Source organism: Streptomyces sp. NPDC058326 (assembly GCF_042879855.1).
Taxonomy (GTDB): Bacteria; Actinomycetota; Actinomycetes; order Streptomycetales; family Streptomycetaceae; genus Streptomyces.
Genome location: NZ_JBHVZO010000005.1, coordinates 95288 through 114711 on the forward strand (window position 1 = coordinate 95288; position 19424 = coordinate 114711).

At 73.2% G+C, this 19424-nt stretch carries 22 protein-coding genes; 10 read left to right on the forward strand and 12 right to left on the reverse strand.

The features are described 5' to 3' along the window. Window positions 1–24: 24 nt before the first annotated feature. Window positions 25–513 (reverse strand): hypothetical protein, encoded by a 489-nt coding sequence (locus ACFVYX_RS11975; RefSeq protein ID WP_389681538.1) that lies wholly within the window; start codon window positions 511–513, stop codon window positions 25–27. A 283-nt stretch (window positions 514–796) separates the two neighbouring features. Between ACFVYX_RS11975 and ACFVYX_RS11980 the strand changes: the two genes are divergently transcribed. Then, window positions 797–1270 carry a hypothetical protein gene (locus ACFVYX_RS11980; RefSeq protein WP_389681203.1) on the forward strand — a complete coding sequence of 158 codons (474 nt, stop codon included), beginning with the start codon at window positions 797–799 and terminating at the stop codon, window positions 1268–1270. Between the two features lie 108 nt (window positions 1271–1378). Then, on the forward strand, window positions 1379–2164 hold the full coding sequence (locus ACFVYX_RS11985) for an SDR family NAD(P)-dependent oxidoreductase (protein ID WP_389681204.1): 786 nt from the start codon (window positions 1379–1381) through the stop codon (window positions 2162–2164). 105 nt (window positions 2165–2269) lie between these two features. Here the strand turns inward: ACFVYX_RS11985 and ACFVYX_RS11990 are convergent, their stop codons facing one another. From ACFVYX_RS11990 to ACFVYX_RS12010, 5 genes are all read right to left on the reverse strand, one after another. Next, window positions 2270–2482: a hypothetical protein gene (locus ACFVYX_RS11990; protein ID WP_389681205.1), complete on the reverse strand. Its 213-nt coding sequence runs from the start codon at window positions 2480–2482 to the stop codon at window positions 2270–2272. Window positions 2483–2556: 74 nt separating this feature from the next. Next, the gene (msrB, locus tag ACFVYX_RS11995) at window positions 2557–2964 is read right to left on the reverse strand and encodes a peptide-methionine (R)-S-oxide reductase MsrB (protein ID WP_389681206.1); all 408 of its coding nucleotides are present in this window, start codon (window positions 2962–2964) and stop codon (window positions 2557–2559) included. Between the two features lie 28 nt (window positions 2965–2992). Next, window positions 2993–4390, reverse strand: coding sequence for a UDP-N-acetylmuramate--L-alanine ligase (gene murC / locus ACFVYX_RS12000; RefSeq protein ID WP_389681207.1), 1398 nt, complete (start codon window positions 4388–4390; stop codon window positions 2993–2995). A gap of 183 nt (window positions 4391–4573) precedes the next feature. Next, window positions 4574–5056, reverse strand: a complete 483-nt coding sequence (locus tag ACFVYX_RS12005; RefSeq protein WP_389681208.1) for an indole-3-glycerol phosphate synthase — start codon at window positions 5054–5056, stop codon at window positions 4574–4576. 105 nt (window positions 5057–5161) lie between these two features. Continuing rightward, complete coding sequence (locus ACFVYX_RS12010; RefSeq protein WP_389681209.1) at window positions 5162–5980, reverse strand: pyrimidine reductase family protein; 819 nt, start codon at window positions 5978–5980, stop codon at window positions 5162–5164. A 36-nt stretch (window positions 5981–6016) separates the two neighbouring features. Between ACFVYX_RS12010 and zapE the strand changes: the two genes are divergently transcribed. The 4 genes from zapE to ACFVYX_RS12030 all read left to right on the forward strand — a co-directional run bounded on the left by zapE (window position 6017) and on the right by ACFVYX_RS12030 (window position 9992). Further along, window positions 6017–7102, forward strand: coding sequence for a cell division protein ZapE (zapE, locus tag ACFVYX_RS12015; protein WP_389681210.1), 1086 nt, complete (start codon window positions 6017–6019; stop codon window positions 7100–7102). Window positions 7103–7136: 34 nt separating this feature from the next. Then, window positions 7137–7562, forward strand: coding sequence for an OsmC family protein (locus tag ACFVYX_RS12020; protein ID WP_389681211.1), 426 nt, complete (start codon window positions 7137–7139; stop codon window positions 7560–7562). Between the two features lie 137 nt (window positions 7563–7699). Continuing rightward, the gene (locus ACFVYX_RS12025) at window positions 7700–9061 is read left to right on the forward strand and encodes an alkaline phosphatase PhoX (RefSeq protein WP_389681212.1); all 1362 of its coding nucleotides are present in this window, start codon (window positions 7700–7702) and stop codon (window positions 9059–9061) included. A gap of 76 nt (window positions 9062–9137) precedes the next feature. Next, complete coding sequence (locus ACFVYX_RS12030) at window positions 9138–9992, forward strand: polysaccharide deacetylase family protein (RefSeq protein ID WP_389681539.1); 855 nt, start codon at window positions 9138–9140, stop codon at window positions 9990–9992. 5 nt (window positions 9993–9997) lie between these two features. Here ACFVYX_RS12030 and ACFVYX_RS12035 read toward each other — a convergent pair whose 3' ends face one another. The 4 genes from ACFVYX_RS12035 to ACFVYX_RS12050 are packed head-to-tail and all read right to left on the reverse strand — an operon-like array spanning window position 9998 to window position 12490. After that, a complete protein-coding gene (locus ACFVYX_RS12035) occupies window positions 9998–10183 on the reverse strand; it encodes a hypothetical protein (protein ID WP_389681213.1) in 186 nt (61 codons plus the stop codon). Window positions 10184–10197: 14 nt separating this feature from the next. Further along, window positions 10198–10848 carry an ABC transporter gene (locus ACFVYX_RS12040; protein ID WP_389681214.1) on the reverse strand — a complete coding sequence of 217 codons (651 nt, stop codon included), beginning with the start codon at window positions 10846–10848 and terminating at the stop codon, window positions 10198–10200. Next, on the reverse strand, window positions 10845–11816 hold the full coding sequence (locus tag ACFVYX_RS12045; protein WP_389681215.1) for an ATP-binding cassette domain-containing protein: 972 nt from the start codon (window positions 11814–11816) through the stop codon (window positions 10845–10847). The genes ACFVYX_RS12040 and ACFVYX_RS12045 overlap by 4 nt, the downstream gene beginning before the upstream one ends. Then, entirely contained in the window at window positions 11813–12490 is a 678-nt protein-coding gene (locus ACFVYX_RS12050) for an AIM24 family protein (RefSeq protein ID WP_389681216.1), read from the reverse strand. The genes ACFVYX_RS12045 and ACFVYX_RS12050 overlap by 4 nt, the downstream gene beginning before the upstream one ends. 71 nt (window positions 12491–12561) lie before the next feature. Between ACFVYX_RS12050 and ACFVYX_RS12055 the strand changes: the two genes are divergently transcribed. From ACFVYX_RS12055 to ACFVYX_RS12065, 3 genes are all read left to right on the forward strand, one after another. Continuing rightward, complete coding sequence (locus ACFVYX_RS12055; RefSeq protein ID WP_389681217.1) at window positions 12562–13263, forward strand: peptidyl-tRNA hydrolase; 702 nt, start codon at window positions 12562–12564, stop codon at window positions 13261–13263. Window positions 13264–13345: 82 nt separating this feature from the next. Then, window positions 13346–14791 (forward strand): DUF692 family multinuclear iron-containing protein, encoded by a 1446-nt coding sequence (locus ACFVYX_RS12060; RefSeq protein WP_389681218.1) that lies wholly within the window; start codon window positions 13346–13348, stop codon window positions 14789–14791. A 1-nt stretch (window position 14792) separates the two neighbouring features. Then, entirely contained in the window at window positions 14793–15857 is a 1065-nt protein-coding gene (locus tag ACFVYX_RS12065) for a TIGR04222 domain-containing membrane protein (RefSeq protein ID WP_389681219.1), read from the forward strand. A gap of 212 nt (window positions 15858–16069) precedes the next feature. Here the strand turns inward: ACFVYX_RS12065 and hemQ are convergent, their stop codons facing one another. Together hemQ and hemG are read right to left on the reverse strand one after the other, a co-directional pair. Continuing rightward, complete coding sequence (gene hemQ, locus ACFVYX_RS12070) at window positions 16070–16783, reverse strand: hydrogen peroxide-dependent heme synthase (RefSeq protein WP_389681220.1); 714 nt, start codon at window positions 16781–16783, stop codon at window positions 16070–16072. Window positions 16784–16800: 17 nt separating this feature from the next. Next, the gene (gene hemG / locus ACFVYX_RS12075) at window positions 16801–18288 is read right to left on the reverse strand and encodes a protoporphyrinogen oxidase (RefSeq protein ID WP_389681221.1); all 1488 of its coding nucleotides are present in this window, start codon (window positions 18286–18288) and stop codon (window positions 16801–16803) included. A 136-nt stretch (window positions 18289–18424) separates the two neighbouring features. On the opposite strand from hemG, the gene ACFVYX_RS12080 reads away from it, so the two are divergent. Further along, window positions 18425–19423, forward strand: coding sequence for a DUF4349 domain-containing protein (locus ACFVYX_RS12080; RefSeq protein ID WP_389681222.1), 999 nt, complete (start codon window positions 18425–18427; stop codon window positions 19421–19423). Window position 19424: the final 1 nt, after the last annotated feature.

Consider the following 19424-nt stretch of genomic DNA (forward strand, 5'->3'; position numbering starts at 1 on the left):
TCACTCGCCCGACCCGCACCCGGCTCAGCGGACGGGCTCCGCGCGCCGCTGACGTCGCACGATGACCGCCGACCAGGCCGACACGGCCGCGAACAACAGGGCGGCGGCTCCCGAAACCACCGCCAGTACGGCCGCCCCGCCGCCGCTCACGTCCTCCTCACGGGCGACCACCTGGGGATCGTCCGCCCGGTACCGGACGTCCAGCAGGGTGCCGGCATCGCTGTACCGGCCGCCGCTCCCCATCGGCAGTGCCGCGACCACGGTCCGCCCCCCGGCCACGAACGACACCGTACAACTGCCCGTCATGCAGGGGCCGTTCGTCAGCAGCGTCGCCTGGGCCCGCCGGCCGTCCTGGAGGGAACGGAGATGCTGGGCCGCGGGGAGCATCACCAGGCCCGACAGCGCGCCCAGGAGCACCGCGAGCACCAGCGACAACCAGAAGCCGGCCCGCGCGCTCAGGACTCCCTCGGCCGCGCCTTCCCGGCGCGCGCCGGGCCTGCCCGCGTTCGACATGTCCGCCACGTCTTCGCCCCCTTCGGTCGTGCCCGTTCTCCGGGCCTGTCTCCTTGAGCACGATAGGCGGGCGATCCGGTGACCTCACGGAGCGATGTCGGCACACCCGTCGCAGCCCGGTTGCCCGATGTCGGCAGTCAGGACCGCGGCCGAGACGTACCGGCCCCACAGTGGTCAGCGTCCTCCAGAAGCGGTATGTCAGGATGCGAGCACAAAGCTCTCTCCGTGAAGACTCCGTGAGCCTGTCGCGGGAGGTCCGAGGAGCACGACGAGGGTGACGGCCATGGGGATCACGGTGCAGTGGGTGAAGACGTCCTGGACGAAGGAGTCCAGGGGCGGGGAGGCCGCCGCCCTCAGGAACGCGGCGCCGGCCGGGTTTCCGCTGCCCGGAACCCTCGCGGAGTTCGGTCACTTCGTCCACATGTCCGAGGACGACGGGTTCCTGCCCCACGAGAGCGGGAAGGCCCGTCGTGAGATCGATGTCAGCCTGAAGGAGGAAGGCGGCAGGCTCCGGGTGCTCCCCCGCGTGCATCCCCTCTACGGGCTGCCGCCCCGCCGCCGGAGGCCGCCGGCCGTGCGGCTGGAACCGGGTCAGTGGGTCCGCTGGCAGCTGAACTACCGGTTCAGCAGCGCCATGGGAATCCGGGGCTGGTCGTACTGGCTCAACACCTTCAACATCGCCTACGGTCCCGTCGACCGCGAGGTCTTCCTGTCGGAACCGACCTTCCTGATCGACGAGAGCGGTCCCGTCCGGTAGCGGAGGGTCCGCACGGCCCGGAAGGCCGTGTGCCAGGATGCGTGTACCTGCCCGTTACCTCACGCCGGCCGGCCGGCCGGTGCACGCACGACGCGAGGAGCGACATCCATGAGCACCACCCCCGGCGGCTATCTGGCCGGCCTCTTCTCCCTCGAAGGCCGCACCGCCCTCGTCACGGGCGGCAGCTCCGGCATCGGCCGCGCCATCGCCGGGGCCCTGGCCCGTGCCGGGGCGAGCGTCGTGATCGTGGCCCGCAAGGAGGCCGAACTGGTCGCGACCGTCGACGAGCTGACCGCCGACGGCTGCCGGGCCGCGTGGGTGAGCGCCGACCTGAGCACCCGTACGGGGATCAGGGAGGCGGCCGAGCAGGCGGCGGCCGTCTTCGGGGAGCCGGACATCCTGGTCAACTCGGCGGGCATCAACCTCCGGCCCCCGCTCGGCGAGCTCGGCGAGGAGCACTGGGACGCCACGATGACCGTGAACCTGGAGGCTCCGTTCCTCCTCGGCCAGCGGTTCGGTCCCGGTATGGCGGAGCGCGGGTTCGGCCGGATCATCCACATCACCTCGCAGCAGGCGCACCGCGCGTTCGTGCAGAGCGGGGCGTACGGGGTGTCGAAGGGCGCCCTGGAGTCCCTCGCCCGCTCCCAGGCGGAGGCCTGGTCCCCGTACGGGGTCACCGCCAACACCCTTGTACCCGGTTTCGTCATGACCCCGCTCAACCAGCGCATCTCCTCCGATCCGGAGAAGGTCACCGCCCTGGCCGCCCGCACGATGACCGGCCGCAACGGCCTCGCCGAGGACTTCGCGGGCGCGGCCGTCTTCCTGGCGAGCGCCTCCTCCGCGTACGTCACGGGCCACTCCCTCTTCGTGGACGGCGGACTCTCGGTCCACTGAGACAGGGATGCGACGGGGGTTCGGGGAACGCTTGGGCCTGCCCGGCGCACTGGGTTCCTTACCCCTGGCCCCGCTCGCGCCCGAGTACGACGAGCTGATGGCCCTTCAGCGCGCGGCGGGCCTGGCCCACTTCGGGGAGGCGCCGGCCGGGGACGGCGAGACCCTGTCCTTCGTCGACGGTCTCTTCATCCGGTCCGCGGTGAGCTCGGTGTCCACCTCGCGGGCGAAGTGCTCGTCGAGGTGGACGTGCGCGCACAGTTTCCGGGTCACCGCGTCCTTGCGGTAGGCCGGAAGCGTCGGTAACGGTCTGCGTGCCATGCGGTCTCCCCCTGTGCGTCACCGCACACCTCAGGGAAGTCCGCCCACCGTGTCCCCCGGTTCGGCGGGAAGGCTCAGCCCTCCTGGGGCTCCAGCCGCAGCGAGATCGAATTGATGCAGTAGCGCTGGTCCGTCGGGGTGGGGTACCCCTCGCCCTCGAACACGTGGCCGAGGTGCGAGCCGCAGCGTGAGCAGCGGACCTCGGTGCGGAGCATGCCGTGGGAGCGGTCCTCGATCAGCTCGACGGCCGAGCTGTCCTTCGGGTCGAAGAAGGAGGGCCAGCCGCAGTGCGACTCGAACTTCTCGTTCGACGTGAACAGCTCGGCACCGCACGCCCGGCAGGAGTAGACGCCCTTGGTCTTCGTGTCCGTGTACTCGCCGCGGAAGGCGGGCTCGGTGCCCGCCTGACGCAGCACCTGGTACTCCGCCGGGGTCAGCTCCGCACGCCACTGCTCGTCCGGCTTCTCGACGTCGTACGCCATGAGCTCGCTCCCTCTGCTGTTGCGACCGCTACTTCGACAGGTGGTCGAGGATCCGCGGACCGAGGTCCGTGACGTCTCCCGCGCCCATCGTCAGAACGAGATCGCCGGGGCCCGCCATTCCCGCCACGGTCTCCGGCACCGTGGCCGCGTCGGCGGAGCGGACGGCCGTCACATCGGCGCCCGCCTGCCGGGCGGCGGTGATGATCAGCTCGCTGGTGATGCCCGGGATCGGGTCCTCGCGGGCCGGGTAGATGTCGAGGACGACGGACGCGTCGGCGAGGGCCAGCGCGGCACCCATCTCCTTGCCCAGCTCCTGGGTGCGGGAGAAGAGGTGGGGCTGGAAGACGACGACGAGCCGGGAGGCTCCGGCGGCGCCCCGCATGGCCTCCAGGTCGGCGGTCATCTCGGTGGGGTGGTGCGCGTACGAGTCGATGACCTGGACGCCCCTGGCCTCGCCCTTGAGCTGGAGGCGGCGGCCGACGCCGGTGTAGGCGGTGAGGGCCTGGGCGAGCTCGGCGGGATCGATGCCGACGCGGGCGCCGGCGGCGAGGGCCGCGGCGGCGTTGTGGGCGTAGTGCCGGCCGGGGACGGAGACGGTGAAGGTGTGCTCGACGCCGTCGAGGGCGACCGTCACCTCGCTCTTCATCCCGTTCGGGACGATCTTCAGGATACGGGCGTCGGAGTCCTCGGTCTCACCGACGGTGACGATGTTCAGACCGTCGCGGCCGGCCACCCGGCGGGCCAGCTCGCGGGCGCCCGCGTGCTCGCCGACGACCAGGGTGCCGCCGGGGCGGATCTTGGCGGTGAAGGCCTCGAAGGACTCGTAGATCTCGTCCATGGAGGCGTAGTTCGCGTGGTGGTCCAGCTCGACGTTGAGGACGATCGCGACCTCGGGGTCGTACTTCTGGAAGCTGCGGTCGCTCTCGTCGGCCTCGGCGACGAAGATCTCGCCGTCTCCGTGCAGCGCGTTGGTGCCGGGGCCCGCGAGGTCGCCGCCGATCGCGTACGAGGGGTCGAGGCCGAGCTCGGTGAGGGCGACGGCCAGCATGGAGGTGGTCGTCGTCTTCCCGTGCGTGCCGGCGACCGCGATGGCGCGCAGACCGTCCATGAGGGAGGCGAGCGCGTCGGAGCGGTGGACGACGGGGATGCCGAGCTCGGCGGCACGCGCCAGCTCGGGGTTGTCGGCGCGGATGGCGCTGGAGACGACGACGGCGGAGGCGTCGTCGGCGAGGTGCTCGGCCGCGTGGCCGATGTGCACGGTGGCGCCCAGGGCGCGCAGGGACTCCGCGGTCGCGGACTCCTTGGCGTCGCTGCCGGCGACCTTGGCGCCGCGCTGGGCGAGGATCTTCGCGATGCCCGACATTCCGGCACCGCCGATGCCGATGAAGTGCGGCCGTTCCATGGCGGCAGGGATGGCGGGTGCCATGCGGATCTCTCCCCTGGGTGCGTCTTGTCTCTCCTGCCCGTCGCGCGTGCGACAGGGAGGCGTGCGGAAGTCCCCAGCCTAGTGGCTCGGGCCGGGTGGCCCCGGCGGGCCACGTCGGGGCCGGTGCCGTACGGGGCCCGGGTCCGCGCCCCGTGCGGGGGGCGCGGACCCGGGCCCGGCTGTCTACTCGCTCACCTGCTCACTGTGGGCGAAGAGCTTGAGCACGGGGACCCCGACCTTGTGGCGGGCCCGGGACGCCCAGTCCCTGTGGAAGAACTCCTCCACGTAGTGCGGGGCGGTGAGCACGATCACCTCGTCCGCCTCCGACTCGTCGACCACCGCCTTCATCTTGTCGAGCGGGTGGTCCTCGACGACCTGGCCGACCGCTTCGCAGCCGGCGTCTCTCAGGGCCTGGAGCGAGTGCTCCAGGGCCTGCTCGGCGGGGACCCTGGCCTCCTTGCCCTCCGGTTCGTCGCCCTCACGGGCGGCTTCCTTCAGTTCGCCGATGGCTACGTCGTCGATGGCACGCAGCAGTACATCGGCCTGGTCACCACGCGGCTGCATCAGGACGATGAAGGACACGCCCTCGTCGCCGTGCAGCGTGGTGACGAACTCCACGTCGACGGACGTCAGGGGCTTCTCGATCATCAGAACGCTTGTGAACACCTCAGGAGCCCTTCTGCGGAAACCATCCTTCCCCGTGCCCGCACGGGGTCTGCGACAGTAAGTGTGCCCAGCGGACGGTAAGCGGAACGACAAATTCCGCGATTGTCAGATCCGAAGGTAGCGGGTGAAGAGGAAGCCGTCCCGCTCCAGCACGGAAGCCACCGAGAAGCGTGTCGGGACGGCCACCCCGGGGCCCCCGGCGATCCTCTGGGCGTCACCCGCCGTCATCGTCGGCGAGAGCGTCAGACACAGCTCGTCGAGGACGTCCGCCGCCACGAACTGACCGAGCAGCCGGGGCCCGCCCTCGGTCAGCTGCCGCCGGAGCCCGCGCGCCGCGAGCACCGCCGTCGCACGGGCCGGCTCCACCCCGGCCCCGTCGCCCGCCACGAGCACCTCCGCGCCCGCCGCGCGGGCGGCGGCGACCCGCTCGGGGGGCGCGGCGGCCCCCGTGAGGACCAGCGTCGGCACCAGCGGCTCGGTGAAGAGCGGAAGCGAGAAGTCCAGCGCCAGGGAGGCGCTGACCACGGCGATGACGGGCGCGGGGCCCTGCCCCGCGGCGGTGCGGCGGTCCGCGAAGGCCTCACGCGCGCGTGCCGGGCGGTAACCCTCCAGGCGTACCGTTTCCGCACCGACCACGACGACATCGGCGAGCGCCCGCAGGGTGCCGAAGATCCGCATGTCGGTCTCGGAGGAGAGGGGCTGGGACCGCCCGTCGTGCTGTCCCGCTCCGTCGAGCGAGGAGACCATGTTGGCCCGCAGCCAAGAGCCCTCGGAGGAGAGCTCGGGGTACGCGTAGGCGTCGGCGAGCTCGTCGAGGGACCACTCACGGCCGCCGCCCGCGCCGCCGGCGGCCGGCCCGGCGGCCGTCCCCCCGACGGTGGTCTCGTGGGCTGTCATGTCCGTCACAGGGAGCAGTCGTCGCATCCTCGCAGTCTGGCACGGCGCTTACAGTGGGGAACTGTGTCGACCCGTGCCCTCACCGAAGCCGCTTCCACCTCAGCGGCCCCGCTCTCGCTCTGCTCCCGGGAGCCCCATGTCCCCGCGGACCGTCTCGTCGCGGAGATGGTGCCGCCGCCGCGCTTCGACTCCGTACGGTTCGACACGTACCTCCCGGACCCGAACCAGCCCAGCCAGACGGACGCCGTCAAGGCCCTGAGCCAGTTCGCCGAGGGCCTGGGCGGAGCGCACGCCTCCGGTGCCGGGAAGCGCCGCTGGTTCGCCCGGAAGCCGGCCGCCCCCACCGGGCCGCGCGGGGTCTACCTGGACGGCGGGTACGGCGTCGGCAAGACCCACCTGCTGGCCTCGCTCTGGCACGCCACACCCGCCGAGCCCGCCCTCAAGGCGTTCGGCACCTTCGTCGAGCTGACCAACCTGGTCGGCGCGCTCGGCTTCCAGCAGACGGTGAAGACCCTCGGCGGGCACCGTCTCCTCTGCATCGACGAGTTCGAGCTCGACGACCCGGGCGACACCGTCCTGGTCTCCAGCCTGCTCGGCAAGCTGGTCGAATCGGGTGTCGCGCTCGCCGCCACCTCCAACACGCTCCCCGGCAAGCTCGGCGAGGGCCGGTTCGCCGCCGCCGACTTCCTCCGGGAGATCCAGGGCCTCTCGGCCCACTTCATGCCGCTGCGGATCGACGGCGAGGACTACCGCCACCGCGGCCTGCCCGAGGCCCCGGCCCCGCACTCCGACCAGGTCGTCACGGAGACCGCGTACGCGACTCCCGGCGCCTCCCTCGACGACTTCCCGCACCTGCTCGAACACCTGGCCAGGGTGCACCCCAGCCGGTACGGCGCGCTCACCGACGACCTTTCCGCGGTCTGTCTCACCGATGTGCGGCCCGTCCCCGACCAGTCGACGGCGCTGCGGCTCGTCGTCCTGGCCGACCGGCTCTACGACCGCGAGATACCCGTCCTCGCCTCCGGTCTCCCCTTCGACCGGCTCTTCAGCGACGAGATGCTGAACGGCGGGTACCGCAAGAAGTACTTCCGGGCGATCTCCCGGCTCACCGCGCTCGCCCGCGACGCCAAGGGGCTTGTCCGGCAGTAGGTTGGTGGCCGTACCCGATCGAAAGGGATCCACCATGGCCACCGTGCGTCACGCCCACACCGTCTGGCAGGGCGACCTTCTCAAGGGCTCCGGCGTCGTCACTCTCGACTCCTCCGGTCTCGGTTCGTACGACGTCTCCTGGCCGGCCCGGACCGAGGAGCCGAACGGCAAGACCAGCCCCGAGGAGCTCATCGCCGCCGCGCACTCCTCCTGCTTCTCGATGGCCTTCTCCAACATCCTGGCCAAGGCCGACGCCCCGCCGGCCCGTCTGGAGACCAAGGCGGACGTGACCTTCCAGCCGGGTCAGGGCATCACCGGCGTCCACCTCACCGTGCGCGGAGAGGTCCCCGGCATGGACGCGGACCAGTTCGCCTCGCTCGCCGAGGACGCGAAGAAGAACTGCCCGGTCAGCCAGGCGCTCACGGGCACGACGATCACGCTCACCGCCGAGCTGGTCTGAATCTGACCCCAGGTCAGAACAGGGGCCCCACCAGACCGTTGTGGCCCGCATGGTTCACGTGTCACCACCGTGCGTGATACACACATGCGGGTCACACGTCACACACCTGTCCGCCAACAGGAAAAGTGGGTTGCCTCATGTCCGCGACACGACGTCAGATCCTGTCCCGCACCGGCGCCACCGCCGTCGGGATCGCCTTCACCGGCGCGCTCTCCGAACTCTTCGCCGGCAGCGCCGCCGCAGCGGGAAGCGGGGGCGGCTACGGCCCGCTGGTCCCCGACCCGGACGGTCTCCTCGACCTCCCGGCCGGCTTCCGCTACAAGGTCCTCTCCCGGCAGGGCGACCCGCTCCGCTCCGGCGAGGGCCTCGTCCCCAGCAACCCCGACGGCATGGGCGCCTTCGCCGGCCGCCGCGGCCGGGTGCACCTCGTCCGCAACCACGAGAACCGGGTCACCGGGAAGATCGGCGTCCCGACCGTCCCCGGTCTGACGTACGACCCGGCCGCCAAGGGCGGCTGCACGGCCCTCGAACTCGACGGCCGGAACAACGTCATCGGCGAGCGGGTCGTCATCGCCGGCACCGCTGTCAACTGCGCGGGCGGGCCCACCCCTTGGCGCACCTGGCTGACCTGCGAGGAGACCGAGGACAAGGCCGGCACGAACGGGTACGCCAAGGACCACGGCTTCATCTTCGAGGTCGACGGCGCCGACCCGCACCGCACCGGGGCCGTCCCGCTCACCGCGATGGGCCGCTTCCAGCACGAGGCGATCGCGATCGACCCGGCGAACGGCATCGTGTACGAGACGGAGGACGCCTTCCAGCAGCCCTTCGGCCTCTTCTACCGCTTCCTCCCGCACAAGCCGCTCGGCGGCACCGGTTCGCTGCGCGCGGGCGGCGCCCTGGAGGCCATGCGGGTGCCGGGTGTGCCGGACCTCTCGGTGATCCAGGAGACCGGTGCCCGCTTCGAGGGCGTCGAGTGGGTCCCCGTACCGGATCCGCAGGCGGTGGAGACCCCGATCAGGCTCCAGGACTTCGGCCCGAAGGGCATCACGCACGCCCAGAAGCTGGAGGGCTGCTACTGGGGCGGGAACGCCGTGTACTTCGTGTCCTCCTTCGCGCGCGTCAAGGACGGCTCCGGCGCCACGCACTTCGGGCAGGTCTGGAAGTACGAGCCGCACCGGCGCCGGCTCACGCTCGTCGTCGTCTTCGGACCGAGCACCGACATCCAGCTCCCGGGCGAGTCCCCCGACAACATCTGTCTGGCGCCCAGCGGGGGCCTGATGGTGTGCGAGGACGGCGACGGGGCGCAGCACGTCTACGGGGTGAGCAGGAAGGGCGAGGTGTACGCGCTCGCCCGGGGCGCGCGGAACATCGGCACCCCCGAGGCCCCGGAGTGGGGCGAGTTCGCGGGCGTCACCTTCTCGCCCGACCGGCAGACGATGTACGTGAACTGCTACACCCCGGGGACGACGTTCGCCGTGACGGGCCCGTGGTGCTGACGTCGCTGACGTCGCGTCGCGGGCATCCGCCTCTTTGATCGGATAACTTCCGATCGTGAACACTTCTGTACGAAAGATGGCGGCGCTCGGTCTTCTGGGCGCCGCCCTCCTCGGTTGCGGCACACAAGCCGCCGAGACAGCCCCCACGAAGGAGCCGACCGCCGCCGGGAGCCCGCCGCCCCGGGCCGGCGCGACCGCCGCCGCCCCGAAGCCCGCGCGCGTCCCCGCCGCGCCGCCCACCATGGCACCGGGACCCGGCGGACTCACCCCCGTGTACGAGCGCCGCGCCACGGGCACGGAGAAGGTCGTCGCGCTCACCTTCGACGCCGACATGACCGCCGACCAGGGCCCCAGGGCAGCGCGGGGCGAACGCTTCGACAATCCGGAGCTCATCGCGACCCTCCGCCGGCTCTCGGTGGACGCGACCGTGTTCATGACGGGCCGCTGGGCGGAGGAGTACCCCGACCAGGCCAGGTCCATCGGCGGCGACCCGCGCTTCGAGATCGCCAACCACTCCTACAGCCACTACGCCTTCGCGTCCCCCTGCTACGGCCTCCCGACCGTCCCGGGGCCCGACATGACGGCCGACGTCCAGCGGGCCTTCGACGCCTTCCGTGACGCCGGCGCGGTCAACGTCGTCCCGTACTTCCGCTTCCCCGGCGGCTGCTACGACGACGCGGCCCTGCGCGCGCTCGCCCCGGCAGGGGTGACCGCGGTCCAGTGGGACGTGGTCAGCGGTGACGCCTTCGCGAAGGACGCGGACGCCGTCGCCGACCAGGTCCTCGACGGGGTGAGGCCCGGCTCCCTGGTCGTCATGCACTGCACCCGCAGCGCCGCCCCCGTCACCGAGCGGGCGATCCGCCGCATCGTCCCGGAGCTCCGGGCCCGCGGCTACCGCTTCGTGAAGGTCTCGGAGCTCATGAGCCGCTGAGGATCTCAGCCGGAGCAGGCCGTGCGCTCGGCCTCCCGCCACTCACAGACCGGGCACAGCGTGATGCCCTTCGTCGACTCCGGGTACTCGGTCGGCTCCTGGCACAGCACGCACGCCGCGAACGGCCCCTCGGCCGCCGGTTCGGGCTTCGGGCCGGGCTCGGGGGCACAGGAGAACGTGGTCTCGCTCATGTCTTCGAGCGTACTCACTCCAGGCGCCCGGTGGCCCGGCAGGCGCCGAACGCCGCCGCCGTCGCAAGGAGCAGGGCACCCGCACAGGCGAGCCACGGCGGGGCCGCCGTCGTCGTGCGGGCGCCGGTGATCAGGGCCGTCACGGCGTGCTTCGCGGGCGAGCCGCTGGTCACGAGCGCGAGGAGCGAACCGAGGACGAGGGCCGCGAGCGACCAGCCGGTGGCCCGGACGAAGGGCCGGGAGGCCAGCGCGCCGACGGCGGCGCCCGTCAGCGCGCAGGCCGAGGCGGCGAGGAGGCCGGTGGTCACCGCGGCGATCGCCGTGACGCCCCGCCGGTCGCAGGTCGCCGTCACCACGAGGACGGCGACCGCGCCGACGAGCGCCGGCAGGGCGGTCCCGGTGACGAGCGCCGCGAGATGCGCGCGCTCCCGGCCGCCCGCCGCCGCGACCACGCTCCGCGCGGCGGGCGGCTCCTGCGTCAGGCAGACCCGCACGGACCAGGCGGTCACCGGGAGGAGGGCGGCCGCGGTCACGCCGAGCGCGCCGAGCACCGGCTCGCCCAGGGAGATGCCGACGCCGAGGAAGGCCGCGTACAGGAGGAGCGGTGCCAGCCAGCGCTGCGAGCGGAGCAGCAGACCCGTCTGGTAGCGCAGGAGCGCCGTCATACCCGTACGCCTTCGGTGGTGAGGTGATCGATGTGCCAGGAGGCCGCGAGGAGCGCCGCGAGCAGGGCGTCGGAGTGGGCGGCGTCCACGGTGAGGACGGTGGTGGTGTCGCCGGGCCCCGGCGGCGTGACGACGGGACCGCCGGGCAGCCGGTCGGGGAGCGGTCGGCGGCCCCCGGAGACGGCGATCCGGACACGGGCCCGGGGCTCGGCCTTCCCCTCGGACGACGTGCGGTGCTCGTACGCCGCGCCGGGCGCCACCGCCGGGGCGGCCGGCTCATACGCGCCGGACGCCTCCACCCGGGTAGCCCGCTCGTACGCGCCGGGCGCCACCGCCGGGGTGGCGAGCTCGTGCGCCTCCACGGCCCGTACTCGCCCCGAGTCGACCGCGTACACCGCGTCCGCCTCGCCCGCGAGGCGCCGGGGGTCGTGGTCGACGAAGACGATCGTCGCACCCGCCGCCCGCCGTTCGCGGACGGCGGCGTCCAGCTCCGCACGCGCGCCCGTGTCGAGGCCGGTCCAGGCCTCGTCGAGGACGAGCAGGGCCGGGTCGGCGAGGAGCGCCTGGGCGACGGCGACCTTCTGGCTGGTGCCCTTGGAGAGTTCCGCCATGGCCGTTCCCGCGTGCTCGGCGGCCCCGAAGCGCTCCAGCCACTCCCCCGCCCCGGTCCGCGCCGCCGCCCGGCCGAGGCCCTGGATCCGGCCCAGGTGGACCAGGTAGTCGACGGCCGTGAACGGCAGGGCGACCGGGAAGCGTTCGGGGACGTACGCGGTGCGGGCCGGGCGGCCCGTGACGCGGCCCTCGCCGGGCGCGTCGACTCCGGCGACCACCCGGAGCAGGGTGGACTTGCCGGTGCCGTTCGACCCGACGACGCGGACGAGGGTCGCCGCGGGCAGGTCGAGGTCGACCTCGCGGAGCACCCACGGCCCTCGGAGGCCGTGCCGCCGCCCGACGCGCTCCAGCCTCAACCGGCCGAGTTCTTCTGCGGGGTGGCCTCGCTGGGCCGGACGACCACGAAGCCCTGGCCCTCCAGCTTGAGCTGCACCGCCTCGCCCGAGCCGCCGCGCATCATCGAGCCCAGCGACTGGGAACGGTGCAGCGAGGTGTGCAGCTGCTCGCTCCAGCCGACGACGGCGTCCGTGTCGACGTAGACCGGGGCCTGCGGGGAGACGGGGATGACGATCGGGGTGCCCTCGCAGATCAGGGCGACCTTCCCGTAGCCGGAGAAGACGGAGTTGAAGAGGCCCCCGCCGGTCATGCCGGCGCCCTTCACCGTCTTGATCTCGTAGTGCAGGGTGGCGTCGAAGCAGAGCACGTTGCGGCCGTTGACCGAGAACGCGTCGCCCTGCTCGATCTCGACGATGAAGCAGCTCTGCGCCTCGTGCGCGAACCACACCTCGCCCCGGCCGCGCACGGCCATCAGGGCGGGTCCCTCGCCGGTGACGGCCCGCTTGAGCAGGCCGCCGATGCCCTGGCCCTTGCGCTCGAACTGGAGGTCGCCGCGGAAGGCGATCATCGAACCCTGGCGGGCGTGCATCTCGCCGTCGACCGTGTACTTGACCGACTTGGAGTTCTGCAGGGTCATGCCCGGGAAGGTGGCGGCTTCGGCGAGATGCTCACCGGCAAAAAGATCGCTCTTCATGGGGGCATCCTGGCCCGGAAGGGACGATTCCCACAAGAACCGCTCGTCACGGCGGGTGGCAGACTTGCCGGGTGAGCAGCAACGACATCGATCCCGGCGACAGCACCGATCTCCGCGACGAGAAGCCCCAGTTCGTCCTCCCCCTGGTCGTCCGCATCGAGCGGGACGCGCCGCCGGCCCGTACCGACGCCCTTGAGACCGCTGCGCGCGCGGTCCTGGAGATCCTGACCGACGACCGTTCCCTCGGCGAAGGCGAGTGGGCGCGGGCCATGACGGACTGGCAGGACGCCCGGATCCGCAAGGTGGTGCGCCGGGCGCGCGGCGGCGAGTGGCGGCGGGCGGAAGCGCTCCCGGGGATCACGGTCAGGGGTACGGAGGCGGAGGTACGGGTCTTCCCGCCGGTCCCCCTCGACGGCTGGCCCAAGTCGCTGGCCAGGCTCCAGGTCTCGGGCACCGACCTCGACGACCCGGCCGCCCCCGGACCCGTGCCCGAGGGGACGGCGGTGCTGTGGTTCAACCCCGGACTCGACATGTCGGCGGGCAAGGCGATGGCGCAGGCCGGGCACGGGGCGCAGCTGCTGTGGTGGGCGATGGCGGAGGCCGACCGCAAGGCCTGGCGGGAGGCGGGGTTCCCGCTCGCGGTACGGACGGCGTCCGAGGAGGGCTGGGCGGGACTGACGACGAGCGGCCTCCCGGTGGTGCGGGACGCCGGGTTCACCGAGATCGCGCCGGGCTCGTGCACGGTGGTGTCGGCGTTCCCGAACCTCAAATGAAGCTCTGAAGGTCACCCTCCTGGGGTTCGAACGTTCCCACGAGGGTCATCACGTGGGTGACTGAGGACCGAAGGAGGGGGACATGACGGAACTCGGCATCGGCATCGGCTGGCGTCCCGAGATCGCTGAGGCGGTGGAGGGACTGTCCGGTCTGGACTGGGTGGAGGTCGTCGCGGAGAACATCTGCGCGGACCATCTGCCCGACTCACTGACCCGGCTCCGCGAGCGCGGTGTCACGGTCGTCCCGCACGGCGTCTCGCTCGGCCTGGGGGGCGCGGACCGGCCCGACCCGGCTCGGCTCGCCGCGCTCGGCGAGAAGGCGGTGGCGCTCGGAGCCCCGCTGGTCACGGAACACATCGCGTTCGTACGGGCCGGGGGGCCGCTCACGGCGACCCCGCTGCTCGAAGCGGGCCATCTGCTTCCCGTGCCCCGGACGCGGGACGCCCTCGACGTGCTCTGCGAGAACGTGCGGATCGCGCAGGACGCGCTGCCCGTGCCGCTCGCCCTGGAGAACATCGCGGCCCTGATCGCGTGGCCGGGCGAGGAGCTGTCGGAGGGACGGTTCCTCGCGGAGCTGGTGGAGCGTACGGGGGTACGGCTCCTCATCGACGTCGCCAACCTGCACACCAACCACGTCAACCGGGGCGAGGACCCGGCGCGGACGCTGGCCGAACTGCCGGTCGACGCCCTCGCGTACGTGCATGTGGCGGGGGGCGTCGAGCGGGACGGGGTCTGGCACGACACGCACGCGCATCCGGTGCCGGGCGCGGTGCTCGACATCCTGGCGGACCTGGCGTCGCGGGTGTCGCCACCGGGGGTGCTCCTCGAACGGGACGACGACTTCCCGCCGCCGGAGGAGCTGGCGCGCGAACTGGAGGCGATCCGAGCCACGGCCGCTGTGGGCATACGTTCCGCTGGGGCGATGGGGGTCCCCCCGGACGAAGTCTGGGGGAGGGTGGGCACAGCCCACCCGCGCGGCGCCCTTTCGCTGGAACCCGCACCCCGACGAGCCGTCGCCGGCCCGGCGCAGCCACTCCTCATCGGTGCCGGGGCCCGAGTCTCGGGCGGGGCGATGCCGAGCGCCCCCGTCGAGACGCCCCCCGCGCCCGAGCCCGCGCTCGCCGCCCGCCAGCGCCTCGGCGTGGCCCAGGCCTCGCTGCTCTCCGCTCTCGTCGCCGGGACACCCGTCCCCGAGGGCTTCGACAGCCGCCGGCTCGGGGTGCAGAGCCGGGCGCTCGCGGCCAAGCGGGCCGGGGTGGTCGCGAAGGTCGCGCCGGAGCTGCCGGAGATCCTCGGCAAGGGCTTCCGGCCGGCGTTCCTCGCGTACGCCAGGTCCCGCCCCATGACCGGCGGCTACCGCCGGGACGCGCTCGACTTCGCCGAACACCTGCTGGTGGCCGGGCGACCGGAGGATCCGGTGGCACGACGGCAGCTCACGGAGTGGTGGCAGGACCGTTGCGGCAGCCGCCCGCCGGGCCGCGCCACGCGGCTCGTACGGGCCGCCCGTCATGCGCTCGTACGGAGATGAGGTGCCTGTGAACGTCCTGGTCACGCTCTACTATCTGGCCGGTGCCACCGGCATCGCGCTGCTCGTCACCCGGGTCGTCCGGACCCGCCGGGCACCCGGCGGAGCCGTCCACGACCGGTACGAGGCCGCGTTTCTCAACGGTGGCCCGGCCAGGGTCGTCGACACCGCCCTCGCCGCCCTCCAGGCGGACGGCAGGCTCGCGGTGGGCGGCCCCGGCATCGTGGCCGTCGTCCGCCCCACCGCGTACGACCCGGTGGAGCGCGCCGTGCTCCAGGCGCACGCCGCGGCCCCGCACGGGGCCCTGCACCACCTCAGGCTCGCGGTCATGCGGCACCCGGCGGTCCAGGAGATCGGCGAGGGGCTCGCGGCGCGCGGGCTCGTCGTGCACCCGGCGGTCCGCCGCACCACGGTCCGGTGGTGCGTCGCCGTCGGCCTCACCGCCTTCGTGCTCCTCCCGGTGTCGGCCCTCCTCACCGCCGTGGACCTCGCGACCGACGTGGGGTCGTCGGTCCCGTTCATCCTCAAGGTGCTGCCGGTGCTGTTCGCGTGCGTGATCACCGCCTTCGTCTGCGGGTCGCTCTCCGCCCGGCAGATCACCCCGGCCGGCCGGGCCGCGGTCTCCGGTTACGGGCGGGCGCACGCCCACCTCGGGGACGCGGGTCTGCTCGTCGCCCTGTACGGGCTGCGGGCCCTGCCCGATCCGGTGCTGCGGGAGCAGCTCGTCGCCGCGGCCAGGTTCCACGGGCCGGTCCGGCGGCCCCGGAGCGGCGGCGGGCGTCCGGTGCGGTCCGGGTACGCCGACACGGGCGACGACCTCGCGGCCGCCGTCGTGTGGTGCGCGGGGGCGAGCTCGTGCGGAGGGGGCGGAGGGGGCGGCGGCGGCAGCTCGTGCTCCGGCGGCGGGTCCTGCTCGTCCGGGTCGTGCTCCGGCGGAGGCGCCGGCTGGGGAGGCGGGGGCGGGGGCAGCTCGTGCTCGAGCTCCAGCTCGTGCTCCGGCTCAAGCTCCAGCTCGTGCTCCAGTTCGAGCTCCGGCGGAAGTTCGTGTTCGAGCTCCAGCAGCAGCTGACCGGCCGCCGAGCGCCCGGGCAAAGCCACGGAAGCACCCCGGAGAAGGCCCGGAAATGACGCCGGTGCGGCGCGCGTCACGCGCGCCGCACCCGGAGCCGGACCCGGTGTCGCTGGAACGGCAGGCAACGTTCCCGCCTGCCGTCTGATCTTCCGGGTCGAGGGGTGGCGCGTCCGGCCGGGAGCCGGGCCGCCACCAGGTTCGTACGGCCGTCAGGCCAGGCCCGCCACCAGGTCGGCGACGCTCTTGCGGCGACCGGTGTAGAACGGGACCTCTTCGCGGACGTGCATCCGCGCCTCGGAGGCGCGCAGGTGACGCATGAGGTCCACGATGCGGTGCAGCTCGTCGGCCTCGAAGGCGAGGAGCCACTCGTAGTCGCCGAGGGAGAAGGAGGCGACCGTGTTGGCGCGGACGTCCGGGAAGCCGCGGGCCATCTTGCCGTGGTCGGCGAGCATCCGGCGGCGGTCCTCGTCCGGCAGCAGGTACCAGTCGTAGGAGCGGACGAACGGGTAGACCGAGACGTAGTCGCGCGGGTTCTCGTCGGCCAGGAAGGCCGGGATGTGCGACTTGTTGAACTCGGCGGGGCGGTGCAGCGCCATGTTCGACCAGACCGGCTCGAGGGCGCGGCCCAGCTTGGTGCGGCGGAACAGGTTGTACGCCTCCTGGAGCTCGTCGCTCGTCTCGGCGTGCCACCAGATCATGACGTCGGCGTCGGCGCGCAGACCGGACAGGTCGTACGTGCCACGGACGGTGATGTCCTTGGCCGCGAGCTGGTCGAACAGCTCCTGGACCTCGTCGGCGTAGCCGGCGCGGTCCTCGGGCAGAACGTCGCGCAGCTTGAAGACGGACCACAGGGTGTAGCGGATGACCTCGTTGAGGTCCTTCGCCTTCTTACCGGCGTTCGGGATCTTTTCGGGCGCACTCATACGCCTATTCTCGCCCGTCACAGGGAGTGCCCCGCACCGGGGTCGGTCCTTTTCGACGTGGCGATGATCTCCTCCGCGATCTCGTCCGCCGCGCGGTGGGCCGAGGCGACGCAGGCGGGGATGCCGACACCGTCGTACGCGGCGCCCGCGACCCGCAGTCCGGGGAGCGCGGCGACGGCCTCGCGGACCCGCGCGACGCGGTCGAGGTGGCCGACGGGGTACTGGGGCAGGCCGCCGGTCCAGCGCGTGACCGTGGTGGCGACGGGGCGCGCGCCGAGCCCGGTGGCGGCGGCGAGGTCCTTGAGGGAGGCGGCGACGAGGTCGGCGTCCTCGCGGTGGAGCTGCTCCTCCTCGCCGTGGCGGCCGACGGACGTACGCAGCACGAACAGGTCGGGGGCGCCGTCGGCGACCCAGCGCCACTTCTGCGAGGAGAAGGTGGAGGCCTTGATCGTGTGACCGTCGACGGGCGGCACGAGGAACCCCGAGCCCGGCAGGGCAGGGAGACCCGCGCCGGCCGGGACGGGCACGTCGGAGCGGCGGAAGGCCAGGGTGACCAGGGCCATGGAGGCGTACGCGACGGCGCCGAGCTCGGCCGAGGCCGCGGGCGCGTGCGGGGCGAGAAGCTTGGCGGCGGGCCCCGCGGGGGTGGCGAGGACGACGGCGTCCGCGCCGAGGACCCGGTCGCCGCTGACGACCTGCCAGCCGGTGGGGCCGGTGCGGCGCAGTTCGGTCACGGGCGCGTCGGTGAGGATCTCGCCGCCCGCGGCGCGGATCGCGTCGGCGACCGCGCCGGGCAGGGTGCCGACACCGCCGTCGACACCGAGGAAGACGGAGCCGCCGAGGCCGGTGGCGGCGCCCGCCGCGTCGGCGGGGACGGCGGCGCCGGCCCGCTGGACGGCGCGGACCGCGGCGCCGAGCGTGGAGTGGCTGCGGGCGGCGTCGAAGAGGGCGGGGACGGCGGCCCGCATCGAGATGCGGTAGGCGTCACCGGCGTACACCCCGCCGAGGAGGGGTTCCACGAGCCGGTCGACGACCTCGTGGCCCATGCGGTCGGCGACGTACGCGCCGATGGCGATGTCCTCGCCGATCTCGGTGGGGGGCAGCTCGCCGTCGCGGCCGATCCGGCGCACGCCCTCCTCGGAGAGCAGCCGTTCCACGGCGTGGGCGTCGCCGGGGACGCCCATGACGTGGCCCTTGGGCATGGGGACGAGTTCGCCCCGGGACCAGACGGACGCGGTGGTGGTGGCGGGGGCCTGGAGCCGGTCGCCGAGACCGACGGCGCGGGCCAGGGTGACGGCCTCCGGACGGCGGGCGAGCAGCGACTCGGCCCCGAGGTCCACGGGCGCACCGGCGATCTCCCCGGCGAGGAGCTTGCCGCCGAGCCGGCTCCCCGCTTCGAGGAGGGTCACCCGGTGTCCGGCGACGGCAAGCCGGTGGGCGGCCGCGAGCCCGGCGATACCGCCTCCGGCGACGACGACATGGGATCCCGTGGTGTCCGCGTTCATGGGACCACTCTCTCAAATCGCCCGCCCGCTCCCGTTCCGAGGCCCGACCGTGACCGCATCGCTACCGCCGGAGGGCAACCCGTTCCGGGGGCCCGTACGTCGAACGGGCAACACCTATCACCCCTGGGGGGACGCGATGCGGAGTTCACGTACGACGGCGAGAACACGGGCGGCGGCCGGCGCGGTCCTGCTCACGGCCGCGCTGGTGCTGACCGGCTGCGGAGCCGGCGACGACATGGCAGGCGGCTCCGAGCGGGACCTGAGCGCGGCGGGGCCCGCGGATGCCAAGGGCGACACGGCGGCGCGGGGCGCCGCCGACGGCTACGCCGGATCGGGTGCCGAGAAGGCCCCGTCGGCGCCCTCGAAGGCCCCCGCCCAGCAGCACGTCATCCGCACCGCCTCGCTCTCGGTCGAGGTCGGTGATGTGACGAAGGCCCTCGCCACGGCCCGCACGGTGACGGCGGGCGCGGGCGGGCACGTCGAGAACGAGGCGACGGAGCGGGTCGAGGGGTACGTCGCCTCCCGCATCGTGCTGCGGGTGCCGCAGGAGCGGTACGACACCGTCCTCACCGATCTCGCGGGGACGGGGAAGCTGCTGTCCCGCAAGGCGGACGCCAAGGACGTCACCGAGCAGGTGGTGGACGTGGAGAGCCGGATCGCCACCCAGCGCGCGAGCGTGGCACGGGTACGGGCGCTGATGCAGCGGGCGGAGAGGCTGGCGGACGTGGTGACCCTCGAGGGCGAGCTGAGCCGCCGTCAGGCGGACCTGGAGGCACTGCTCGCCCAGCAGTCCTCACTGAAGGACCGGACGTCCCTGGCGACGATCACCCTGGAGCTGACGGAGAAGCAGAAGCCGCGGCCGGAGGAGCCGGAGCAGGGCGGTCCCGGCTTCGGGGACGCCCTGAGCGGTGGGTGGAACGCCCTGGTCGCCGCGGGGACCTGGATCGGCCTCATCCTGGCGGCCCTTGCCCCGTGGCTGGCGGTCGCCCTGATCGCGTTCGTCGTGTGGCACCGCCTGATCCGCCCGCGCCGCACGGCACGGACCCGTCCGGCCGCCCCCGTCCTGCCGGAGACCCCGCGCGACGCCGCCGGAGCGGCCACGGCTCCCGAACCCCCGGAGACCGGCGAGAAGTAGT